This window comes from Acinetobacter higginsii (assembly GCF_000369525.1).
GTDB classification, from domain to species: domain Bacteria; phylum Pseudomonadota; class Gammaproteobacteria; order Pseudomonadales; family Moraxellaceae; genus Acinetobacter; species Acinetobacter higginsii.
The window spans coordinates 311,019-323,562 of the sequence record NZ_KB850072.1 but is presented as its reverse complement, the minus strand read 5'-3'; the positions used below and the strand labels follow the sequence as shown (position 1 = coordinate 323,562).

Genomic DNA, 12,544 nt, shown 5'->3' with positions numbered 1-12,544 from the left:
AAGAAGTCCCTATCGTCTAGAGGCCTAGGACATCGCCCTTTCACGGCGGTAACCGGGGTTCGAATCCCCGTAGGGACGCCAAATTTGAAAAAGCCACTGCATCTTAAGACAGTGGCTTTTTTATTTGCTTAGAATAATAAAAAGGGCTCCGAAGAGCCCTAAAATATATTATGCAGACTTACGTGAATTGACCCGACCTTTTACAACCGCTTTGATATTCCCTTTCGCATAATTTAAGAATACCAACAATGGTGATAATTTTGGATTCGGCTTTTTACCTTGTCCAATGGCTTTAAACTGCGCTGCATACCAAATGATTTCCATAATTGCCATTTTATCGACAAATGGAATTCCTGTTTTAATTTGATTGACTGCATAACGGACATCATGCCCTGCAATTAAACGATCTGTTAAATCAACTTCAACCGCCAATGGACGTGCAATACCAATAAAATCACATGCACCACTTTCCAGTGCAGCATTCATTCCTTCTACAGTACGGAAACCACCTGTTACCATCAATTTACAGGCAACATGTTGGCGAATTTTTTCTGCAAATTCCAAGAAATAAGCTTCACGCGCAATGGTACTGGCTTTACGTTTTTCTGCCTTAGCACCTGCCATTGCAGGGGCTTCATAGGTTCCCCCAGAAATTTCAATAATATCGATTCCCGCAGCATCAATCGCTTTGAAAACGGTAATGACATCTTCTTCTGTGATCCCACCACGTTGGAAATCTGCTGAGTTCAGTTTGACCGAAATGATAAAGTTTTCAGAAGTTGCATCGCGTACCGCCTGATAAGCATCAATCAAGAAACGCATACGATTCTCAATCGAACCACCCCATTGATCCGTGCGCTTATTGGTCAAAGGTGATAGAAACTGGCTAATCAGATAACCGTGTGCGCCATGCAACTGTACACCTTCAAAACCTGCCTTCTCACATACTGCTGCAGCTGTCGCAAAACGCTGGATAATATCTAAAATTTCTTCATGTTTAAGCTCGCGTGGCGTACCGAACATTGCTGCAAGCATTGGGCTAAAAGGCACAGCTGAAGGTGCAACCGTTTCCTTATTTAGACCTTTTGGACATTGGCGACCAGGATGTGACAACTGAATCAATTGCACCATGCCATGTTTTTTCCCCACAGCAGCCCATTGCTTGAGTTTTTCCAGATCACGCTCGGTTTCAATTGCAACCACACCCGGTTCATTTTTAGCGCCTACATTCACCATTACGTTTCCCGTAATGGCACAGCCCAAACTACCTTTTGCCCACGCTTCGTATAAACCAATCAATAGATCATTGGGTTGTCCTGCATCATTCGCGAGTGCTTCGCTCATTGCCCCTTTGATAATACGGTTTTTAAATGTGGTGTTGCGAATCTGGATACTGTCTGCAATCTGACTCATGGTCATCCTCTGCTACAATTAGAGTATTTGCTCTAATTTAATCTGATTATTGTTACTGTCAAGCATTCTTCCGATGAACTGACAATAGCATATGTCAATTTAATTACAATGCTAATATTCGCTAGCAGAAATAAGCTGACGGGTATATTCAGTCTGAGGCTGGCTAAATAAAAGTGCTGTGGCTTGATATTCCAAGGCTTTGCCTTGATGCATCACTAGGACTTTTTGGCACAGTGCTTTAATGACTTGTAAGTCATGACTGATAAAGATATAGCTGATGTGCTCTTGCTGCTGCAAACGACGTAACAATTGAATGATGGCCAACTGCGTAGTCCGATCCAAGGCGGAGGTTGGTTCATCCAGAATCAGTAGCTTTGGTTTTAGCACCAATGCTCTTGCAAGTGCCACACGTTGCCGCTGCCCACCAGAAAGCTGATGCGGATACTTATCTTTGTCCGTTAAAGATAATTCGACTTTTGCCAAAACAGCGTCAACTTCAGTTTGGCACTGTTGCTTTGAAATGGGTTGAAGATGAAGCCCTTCGGCAATGATCTGTTCAACTGACATACGAGGATTCAGGCTACTAAATGGATCCTGAAACACAATCTGAAAATCACGTCGAAGTGGTCGAAGCTGTTTTTGAGTCAACAGGTTTAAATCTTGTGCCTGAAAATGAATAGAACCTTCGCTACTGATCAGCCTTGCAATTGCAAAAGCCAAAGATGATTTACCTGAACCACTCTCTCCAACGATGCCTAAAGCCTCTCCCTGAGACAGACTCAACTGGATGGATTCTGCTGCAACTTTATAAGCTTTAATCCAATGAAATAATCCCTGCTGAATCGGATATTTTACTGTGACGTTATTTAATTCAAGCAAGGTTTGCGTCGGCTGTATCGCCAAAGCTTGTCCAAAATTATGATTGAGCAAATGCTGTGTATAGCTCGTTTCAGGATAGGTAAATATCTTCTGAACTTCACCCTGCTCTTCAACTTGTCCTTGATTCAGTACCACAACCTGATCTGCATAATGCTTAACTAAATTAAGGTCATGGCTAATCAAAATAATCGCCATCTTTCGTTGCTGCTGTACGCGTTTTAACAACGTTAAAATCTGTGCTTGTAATACCACATCTAAAGCCGTGGTTGGTTCATCCGCAATTAAAATCTCAGGCTCTAAAGCCAAAGCCATTGCCAACATGACTCGTTGCCTCTGCCCACCAGACAACTCATGTGGATAGCACTTCAGTATATGTGCTGCATCGTGGATCTCGACATCCTGCAACAACGCCACACACCGTTTTCGAATCTCAGTCTTGGCAATACCGAGTCGCATTAGACTCTCGCCTAGCATCTGCTCTACTTTGTGCAAAGGATTTAAAGCGGTCATCGGCTCCTGAAAAATCATAGCTATGCGTTTGCCACGTATCTGCTGTAACTGACTCTTGCTCAAAGCCAGCACATTTTCTCCATCGAGTTCCACTTTGCCTTGTACTGTAAAATGTTCAGGCAACACACCCAGCACAGCCAACAAACTAATGGTTTTACCAGAGCCACTCTCTCCAACAATCGCAACCGTCTGCTCTGGATATAAATCAAAGCTCAAATTTTCAAGCAAGCTTTGTCCTGTTTCACTACGAATACTCAGTTGTTGAACCGTTAATAACGGGGATTGATCAAGCGGTTTATCGTCTTGGGTCAAATGCATCACGTGCAGCCTCCCCGATATAAATCAATAACGAAAGTACAATCGCCAATGTAAAAAAGCCAGACAGCACCAACCACGGCGCATCTAGATTATTTTTACCCTGTAATAATAATTCACCCAATGATGCAGCATCAGGCGGTAGACCATAACCTAAAAAATCCAATGCAGTTAAGGCAATAATATTGGCGGTCAACATAAACGGAATCTGTGACAAACTTGAACTCATTGCATTCGGTAAAATGTGCTTAAAGATAATTTTATGATCCGTTACGCCCAACGCTTGCGCTGCACGGACATAATCAAAATTTCGCGCACGCAAGAACTCTGCACGTACGAGCCCAACCAACTGAGTCCAACCAAATAGCAACATGATCAAAAATAGCCAATAAATGCTGGGACTAAACATACTGACCAAGATCATGACAATGAACAACATTGGTAGACCACCCCAGACCTCCAAAATCCGCTGCCCAACTAAATCAACCCAGCCGCCATAGTAGCCCTGTATTGCGCCAACCATGATGCCAATCACCGCAGAACATAGGGTTAAAGCAAACCCAAATAAAAGAGAAACACGCAGGCCATACAAAATTCGGGCAAATACATCACGGCCTTGGTCATCAGTTCCAAGCCAATTTTGCGAACTTGGCGCTGAAGGCACAGGTACTGCCAATGATAAATTTGGTGTTTGATAAGCAAAAGTAACCAGTGGAGAAATCATCCAGCCATGTTTTTGAATCAATTGTTTTACGGCTGGGTCTTGATAATCTGTAGCAGTTTCAAAGGTGCCGCCAAAGGTCGTTTCTGGATAATCTTTCAAAATCGGGAAATAAAAAGACTGCTGATAGCGAACCAACAATGGTTTATCATTGGCAATCAATTCAGCAAATAAGGACAATACAAAGATCGTTAAAAATAAAATCAGACAGCGAAATCCCAATTTATTTTGCCTAAATCGATCAAAACGTGCACGCATCAAAGGGGACATTATTTTCCACCTCTTGATTCAAAATCAATGCGTGGGTCAATCACTTGATAGAGTACATCACCGATTAAACGCAATATCATCCCGAATAAGGTAAATAAAAATAAAGTACCAAAAATCAGAGGATAATCACGCTGAGTAATCGCTTCAAAACCTAATAGACCAATTCCATCTAAATTAAAAATGATTTCGATAAATAAATTACCGACAAAGAAAATGCCGACCAAAGCTTCTGGTAAAGCGGCCACAACCACTAAAATTGCATTGCGAAACACATGCCCATAAAGAATCTGATTGTCATTCAGTCCTTTTGACCTTGCAGTCAGTACATAGGGCTTTTGCAGTTCTTCAACAAATGAATACTTCGTCAGATAAGTTAACGCCGCAAAACTACCGAGCACCATACTCAAGATGGGCAAATACATATGCCACAAATAATCTTGTACTTTTGCCCAGAGGCTCAATTGGGCAAAGCTCTCTGAAACCAGACCTTGTAATGGAAACCATTGCAAATAACTGCCACCCGCAAAGAAAACAATCAACACAATAGCAAATACAAAGGATGGAATGGCATAACTTACGGCTAATAATAAGGAAGTAGATTGATCAAACAGCAAGCCATTATTTTTGGCCTTTTTGATACCTAGCGGGATTGCGATCAGATAGATCAGAAAGGTGCTCCACAAGCCCAAAGACAGCGTAACAGGCAGCTTTTCGTATAACAGTTGGGTCACAGGTTTATCTTTAAAAAAACTGTTCCCAAAATCTAGGCTTAAATAGCCTTTCAACATCAGCCAAAAGCGTTCAGTAGCAGGACGATCAAAACCATACTGGGCTTTGATTATTTCAATCATTTCAGGGCTTAAACCACGCGCACCCTCGTATTGTGCCAAGGTGGTCAAACCTGAGGGCGCATTATTGCCTACCCCTAAGCCTTGCGCATTTTGGATTTGCTGAATCGCTTGTTCGACTGGTCCGCCTGGGGCAATTTGCACAATACAAAAATTAATCAATAAAATGAAAAATAATGTCGGGATCATCAATAACATTCTTTTTAGAATATAGTGAACCATTGAAGTCGAACCCTTATTAATTTATTTACTAAGTTTTTATGAAATCTAACATGAGATAAAATACACGGAAACGTCATCCACAACCTGCGTGTTTTAAACAAGATAATGTTTTGCGAAAGAATAAAAGAGGCCCAATAACTAAACAGGTTTTGTGGATGACAATGCCTTTGGTTACTTTGGGCGAAACAAAAGTAACTCCAGCTGAAAGCTTATCTTGAAATTAAGATGAGAACTCGGTAAGACTCCGTTATATTAATCTAACGACTTCATCAAACGCTAGTCCAAACCATTCTAATTAATGCTTTTGTATAGACTGCTCCTGTTTCTTAGCCTTATTTGCATCGACCCACCAATACTCCCATCCTACAGAAAGTTTTGGTTTAACCGAAGGCTGCTGATAGATATCCCAGTAGGAAAACCAACGCTCAGGCTTTCCATAAGTCAAAATTTGGTAATATCCTGCACGCAATAAACGATCAAGCACACGCGTATACAACACCACCTCATCGCGTGTTTTTGCCGCCACAATTTTCGCGATCATCTGATCAATCGCAGGATTCTTAATCCCTGAATAATTATAATTACCCGCCTCATCTGCTGCTGCACTCCCCCAGAATTGGGCCTGTTCTTTTCCTGGAGTTAAAGTCTGTGGCAGTTTCAGCACCATCATATCAAAATCTTGATGACGAATCCGTTCCATATATTGCGGTACATCCACCTGCCGTAGTTGAACCTGAATACCTAAACGCTTCAAATTGCGCACAAAAGGCATTAATTCACGCTGTGGATTTTCTTGTTGCATCAATAATTCAATTCGAATGGCTTTACCTGTTCGATCATATAACTGCCCATTGCGAATTTGATAACCAGCATCTTTTAAGATCTGTTGTGCAGTCAATAAATTCTGCCGATTGAAACCACTGCCATCGGAAACAGGATAGCGCCAATCAGCCAAAATACCTTGTCGCATCACTGGATTGAATTGGGCCAAATATGGCTTTAATAGGTTTAGTTCAGCAGCACTCGGGCGACCAGTTGCAGCCAAATCAGTATTATCAAAGTAACTTTGTAAACGCTGATTTTGATTAAAGAACAGTGCCTTATTTTGCCACTCAAAATCATAAGCGTAGGTTAATGCCTGACGTAGATAAATATCATTGAGTGGCGCACGGCGGATATTAAACACCAAACTTTGGATATCTAGAGGAGTACCTAACTGCGTTTTATACTTTTTGACTAAACCTGATTTCACTGCTGGAAACTGATAGGCTGTGACCCAATTACGGATATTTTTTTCTTCGTATAAATTAAATTGTCGAGATTTAAACCCTTCAAAACTCACATCTAAATTTCGATAATACACATATTTCAGTCGATCAAAATTATAGCGGCCTTTGTTTACTGGCAAATCTTTGCCCCAATAGTTTGGACTGCGCTTATAGGTAATACTACGCCCTGCATCAATACGATCTACCACATAAGGGCCTGAACCGATAATCGGTTGAAGGGTGACACGACCAAAGTTCTTATTTTTCCAATCCAATTTTGAGTAGATCGGCAGGCTCGCCACAATCAGTGGCATTTCCACATTGTTCTTAGACTTAAAAATAAATTTGATTTGATGTTTAGATAATATTTCAGTTTTAGCCAAATCTGACAAATACATTTGAAAGCCCAGATTGGCTTTGGTCTGATAAGTATCGAAGGTAAATTTCACATCTTCAGCAGTTACAGGCTGACCATTATTAAATCGTGCTTGTGGATTCAAGTGAAAGGTCACCGATTGCAGCTGATCAGGATCATAACTGACCTTTTCTGCAAGCAGCGGATACATCACACGCGGCTCGTCCAGCGAACGATCCATCAAACTATCAAACAGATAATTAACGCCTTCGGTTGAACTGCCCTTGCCATTCATGCTGTTTAAATTATCAAATGTCCCTAAACTCGATTGGCTCAGCGTACCACCCTTCGGTGCATTCGGATTAGCATAAGGCATCACCTTCAACTGTGCATATTTAGGCTGTACATGCATCGCCAAATACGGCGTGGTTTGCATTGCCGCAAATGGAGACTGAGCAAAAAGGCTTAGTCCAGCATATAGACTAAGCCTTTTGATTAAACGTAAATGAATCATTTACAATTACAGATTAGGCACTTTAATCACGTCACCAATACGTAACTGGGTACTTGGCGTTAAATCATTCATTTCTGCCAGCGCACCTGTATCTAAACCATAACGACTTGCTAAACCAATCAGCGTATCACCACGTTTTACTTTGTATTCACTCACTGTTTTAGGGACTGAAATACTTTGACCACGTTGCAGGCTTGCATTGGCTTTTAGATCATTTAACTCAGCCAGTTCACGACCAGACATCCCAAAACGATTAGCAATACTGTTCAAAGACTCACCTGCTTTGACACTATATCTTTCAGTATTACGGCTTGGTGCTGATGTTTTTGGTGTTGTTTTACTATTCTCTACCTTTGCGGTTTCAGCTTTCGGTAAATCACCTGTCAATTTTAGCTTTTGCCCAATACGAACATTACTGCCGCGTGTTAAACCATTTAAACCAGCAACATAATCGAGCTGTAAATTATGACGACTCGCGATATTGCCTAAAGTATCACCAGATTTAACCGTATAAATATCAGGTGTAGTTTCTTCTCTCGATTTGGTCGTATTGCTCGCAGTGGTTTTTGTAGGCACATCACCCGTCAGTTTCAAACGTTGACCAACACGTACACCCGACGTTCTTTCCAAGCCATTCAGATCGGCAACATAGCTCAGTTGAAGATTGTACTTGGCTGCAATCGCATTCAAACTATCACCCGACTGCACCACATACTGATCAGGTACAGTTGAACCCGCAGGAATCTTGATGCTTTGACCCAAACGCACGCCGCTATTTGACTTCAAATTATTTAGCTCAGCCAACTCACTCAAGCTAATTTTCGACTTGGTTGCAATACTTGATAAAGTGTCGCCACGCTGTACGGTATAGTTTTCAGTTTTATAGTTAGTCGATGCACTTACATTTTCGTATTTTACGTTCGTCTTCGTTGGCTCAGGTGTTTCCTGAGTCTGAGAAACTTCGTGTAACGGCACATTAATTTTTTGTCCAACGAACAAGCTACTGCTCGCAGTTAAACCAGAGGTCAAATCAGCCAATTCCTGATTCGATAATGCATAACGATCCGCAATCAGCTTTAAATATTCGCCACGCTTCACCGTATATGATTTGGTTGCAACTTTTTGAGTCGTTGTTGCCTTACTGTCAGTCACACGTGCTGCCTGTTGCGTTGTACGGGCATTATTTTTTGGCTCAATCAATGTTAATTTTTGCCCAACGAACAAACCATCAGTCACAGACAAATTATTATAATCCGCCAACTGTTTTAGAGTTAAATCAAAGCGTGAAGCCAAGTTAGTTAAGCTATCACCCGACTGCACTACATAGCTCTCTGGCTTTTCAGCAGCTTTAGGTGCTTCTGGTTTGGCATCATATAAATATAAGCTTGCACCAACAAATAAGGTACCGTTTGGATCAATCTGGTTCCACTTGGCAACATCACGCCAGTTCACGCCATTTTTTTGCGCAATCACAGCTAAGGTATCGCCAGGCTGTACCACATAGGTGCTGCGCTTGCCTTTTGGTGCAACGACAACAACATCCGTATCGGTTTTAATGTATGGCTTGCCTTGGTTGCGTTTGGCGTCTTCACTGTTTGCAGTGGCAGTATCTTCAACCAAGTTTTTTGGATAAGAGAAGCCTCGGCTCACCTCTTGACCTTTTTCATCAGCAACCGATTGACTGGTTTGAATCGCAGTTAATTTAATTTTGCCATCGAATGGATCAACAATTTCTGTGCCTTTTGGTGCAATTGCCTTAATTTCTGCAACAACTTGATCTTTCTCAGCTTGAGTCGCTTGTGGCTCTAAGACTTGTGCAACCGTTTCTTTTTTGCCTTCTTCTTTTATTGCGGCACTAATTTGCTCACGTTCTTTTAAAGAAATTGGTGGTTCAGTCACCACAGGCTTCACATTTGCGGCAGGCGTGATTGCGACAGGAATACGTGGTGCGCTTGGAACATCAGCCCCTGCAGCAAATGAAGCCAACGCATCCGAACCTCTAGGCGTATTAACTTTACTGGTACTGATTGAGGAAGTTGTTGGACGTGTTGTATTACTTGCCGTTAAATTGGGTGGCGTTGCTGTCGATGCAGTAATACTTTGCCCACTATTGGTCGTTGTACGAATCGTCGTTGAGCTGCTCAGTGGATTGGTATTCATTGGCGGTGGGTTTTTATTGCTAGCCCAGAATCCACCAGAACTTGCCTTACCAGAACGTAATTTCGCATCGATTGAGGGACTTAAATCTGCTGGAATTAAAATCCGCATTGGACTCATTGGGTCAACCATTTCGCCACGATAAGCTGGATTCAGTGCATAGAGTTCAGCTCGACTTAAGCCCGTAATCGATGCAATCTGATTGAGTTCCATTGGACCAGCCAGACTTACTTCACGGAAGTGAGGACGGTTTGCAATTGGTGGTAAGCTCACACCATATGCACCTGGGTTTTTAATAATTTGAGCAACAGCCAAAAACCGTGGAACATAGTTCATGGTTTCTTGTGGAAGCTTCAATGACCAATAATCGGTTGGTAAACCTGCAGCGCGGTTACGGTTAATCGCCTGTTGAATACGACCCGGTCCCGCATTATATGCAGCTAATGCCAGTTCCCACGAACCAAACTGATTGTATAAGCTACCAAAGAATTCATACGCAGCACGTGTCGATTCGACTACATCACGACGTCCATCATAGAGGCTGGTCTGTTGCAAACCATAAATACGCCCTGTACTTGGGATGAACTGCCATAGACCTGCTGCTGCTGCACTACTGGTTGCTGCTGGGTCATACGAACTTTCGATAATCGGCAGTAATGCCAATTCTGTCGGCATACCACGACGTTCAGCTTCTTTTACGGTGTGATATAAATAGCGGCTGGCACGCGCACTTAAACGATCTAAATATGGTTGACGAGAAATAAACCAGCTACGTTGTGCTTCAATTCGTGAATCCCAATGGTTCAAGTCCATCTTGAATCCAACCGTCATTCGTTTCCACACATCACCATGTTTCAGTACCAATAAACGGTCGCCTTCCACAGCACGCATGTCGGTTGCAGACAATAAGTCTTCAAGTGAATCTAAACTGCTTGCATCTAAATAACCTGAGCCAGCTTGCTTTGAAGACGAGCTTTTACTTGATTGAGGTGTTGAAGAACAACCTGTGGTGATTCCCAACGCAACGAGAGCAGAAGTGAGTACAGTAATTTTGAATAATGATGTTGCAGATGCTTGCGACACCAATGTGCTCGATTTATACATAAAAACTTCCAGTCAACTCACGCTAGTTTATTTCTTAATTAGGGGCTATTGATGTTTCAACCATGCATACGTTATAGGCTAAACCATTCAAACAAGGCATGGGACAAAGACAATCATCGCTCTTTGTCAAGTTTCACAACGAAGTTTGGAAAAGTTTTAGCCATGACTTGAGCAAGTACAAAGCACTGCTTTGGTCACAGCACAAGGCAAAACTCTTCTGTCATCTGTGAAACGTCAACAGACTTAGCCATTGTAGTAAAGCATGTCACTTAGACAAGGCAATAATTTAACGTGATTTGCATGGAAATGTTACAAGAAATTAAAAAAGATGAGTTTTGTAACGTTCAGAAGCCAAATTTAGCTTTACAATAGCTGTTATTGTTATGGGGATGCTAAAATTCCCTGCTTATTTTAGCTCAAGTAAAAGTCTTATTCTTTTGTTCTATGTTTAAGTAACACTTGAATATTGGCTAACTTTTTGTGCGATTAAAATATTCAACTTCTTATTCTGCTTATTGTTCAGGTTCAAATATGTCACAAACAATCACACTTTACGTTGATGGCGCATGCAAGGGTAACCCAGGTCTTGGGGGTTGGGGCGCGTATGTCATTACCGAACAAGGTGAACACAAGCTGTTTGGTGGCGAACCTGAAACAACCAATAACCGTATGGAGCTTCAAGCTGCGATCGAAGGCGTTTCTTTTTGCCCGACCGATGCCCGTTTAATTATTTGGACAGACTCCAATTATGTCAAACAAGGCATTACTGAATGGATTCATGGCTGGAAAAAGAAAAACTGGAAAGATGTTAAAAATCCTGATTTATGGCAGAAACTGGATGCGGTCTGTGCCAACCGAGAGATCGAATGGAACTGGATTAAAGGCCATGCTGGACATGCAGGTAATGAAATGGCAGACCAATTGGCAAATTTAGGTGCAGAACAAACCGCTCAACAACTAAAATCGCCAACACAGGCTAACGCTGATACAAAAAAGCCTGAATCCGATTGGCTCTTAAATGACCCTTTCGGATTAGATATTGATATGGATAGCGATGAAATGATCGAAGAATCAGAACTTGAAGAAGTCTTGGATAATATGGGTGACAATACAGCATCAGATGAAGTGGTCGTCGAAGCCGCTCCATTAAATCAGCATCCAAATATTGTCATTACAGAAGCCAAAGTTCATCTACAGGGCCCTCGCCAGCTCATTCTTGATACGGAAACCACAGGTTTTTACTATCAAGATGGCGACCGTATTATTGAAGTCGGTGCAATTGAAATGATCAACCGTAAACTCACGGGTAGTTCAATTCATATCTATATCAATCCAGAAAAACCCGTCGGTGACTCTGAAAATGTGCATGGTATCAGCGATGACTTTTTAAAAGACAAACCGAAATATGCTGAAATTTCCGATACGCTTTTTGCCTTCTTAAAAGGCGCCGAAATTATCGCGCATAACGCGACCTTCGATATGAACTTCTTAGATATGGAGTTCAAACGTGCTGGCTTACCTTTATTGTCTGAGGTTTGTGAGGTTACCGATACCTTGGCACTGGCCAAGAATAAGCACCCTGGTCAAAAGAACTCATTGGATGCTTTGGTACGCCGTTATGAAATTCCAGCACGAGATCGTACTTTCCACGGTGCCTTACTCGATGCTGAAATCTTAGCCGATGTTTATCTTGCCATGACGGGTGGGCAAGTCTCATTTGATATGGACGCCCTTTCTCAAACAGAACAAAATCAAAATAAATCCACCCGCCTACGTGTCCAAGTTGACTTACCTGTGATTCAACCGTCTGAACATGAATTAAATGAACATGAGACCTGGGTCAAACAATTTGAACAAAAACATGGAGAGCCTTGCCTTTTCGCAAAATAAATTTTCCAGTCAATGTAATTTTTTGTATTTCAAGCCTCTAAAGTTAAGTTATATTAACCTTTAAAGATTTAGGCCTCC

At 41.8% G+C, this 12,544-nt stretch carries 7 protein-coding genes and 1 tRNA gene; 2 read left to right on the top strand and 6 right to left on the bottom strand.

All coding sequences use genetic code 11. The features are described 5' to 3' along the window. The first annotated feature begins 5 nt into the window (after positions 1-5). Positions 6-81 (top strand) — tRNA-Glu (locus F902_RS07515). A gap of 87 nt (positions 82-168) precedes the next feature. Here the strand turns inward: F902_RS07515 and F902_RS07510 are convergent. The 6 genes from F902_RS07510 to F902_RS07485 form a co-directional block, all read right to left on the bottom strand. After that, entirely contained in the window at positions 169-1,413 is a 1,245-nt protein-coding gene (locus F902_RS07510) for an NADH:flavin oxidoreductase/NADH oxidase family protein (RefSeq protein WP_005202390.1), read from the bottom strand. A 111-nt stretch (positions 1,414-1,524) separates the two neighbouring features. Then, positions 1,525-3,120, bottom strand: coding sequence for an ABC transporter ATP-binding protein (locus F902_RS07505; protein WP_005202388.1), 1,596 nt, complete (start codon positions 3,118-3,120; stop codon positions 1,525-1,527). Then, positions 3,098-4,108 (bottom strand): ABC transporter permease, encoded by a 1,011-nt coding sequence (locus tag F902_RS07500; RefSeq protein ID WP_005202386.1) that lies wholly within the window; start codon positions 4,106-4,108, stop codon positions 3,098-3,100. The genes F902_RS07505 and F902_RS07500 overlap by 23 nt, the downstream gene beginning before the upstream one ends. Continuing rightward, the gene (yejB, locus tag F902_RS07495) at positions 4,108-5,178 is read right to left on the bottom strand and encodes a microcin C ABC transporter permease YejB (RefSeq protein ID WP_005202384.1); all 1,071 of its coding nucleotides are present in this window, start codon (positions 5,176-5,178) and stop codon (positions 4,108-4,110) included. The genes F902_RS07500 and yejB overlap by 1 nt, the downstream gene beginning before the upstream one ends. A 295-nt stretch (positions 5,179-5,473) precedes the next feature. Next, entirely contained in the window at positions 5,474-7,315 is a 1,842-nt protein-coding gene (locus F902_RS07490) for an extracellular solute-binding protein (RefSeq protein ID WP_005202380.1), read from the bottom strand. Between the two features lie 6 nt (positions 7,316-7,321). Continuing rightward, complete coding sequence (locus F902_RS07485; RefSeq protein WP_005202376.1) at positions 7,322-10,576, bottom strand: LysM peptidoglycan-binding domain-containing protein; 3,255 nt, start codon at positions 10,574-10,576, stop codon at positions 7,322-7,324. A gap of 531 nt (positions 10,577-11,107) precedes the next feature. On the opposite strand from F902_RS07485, the gene dnaQ reads away from it, so the two are divergent. Continuing rightward, positions 11,108-12,466, top strand: coding sequence for a DNA polymerase III subunit epsilon (gene dnaQ, locus F902_RS07480; protein WP_005202374.1), 1,359 nt, complete (start codon positions 11,108-11,110; stop codon positions 12,464-12,466). Positions 12,467-12,544: the final 78 nt, after the last annotated feature.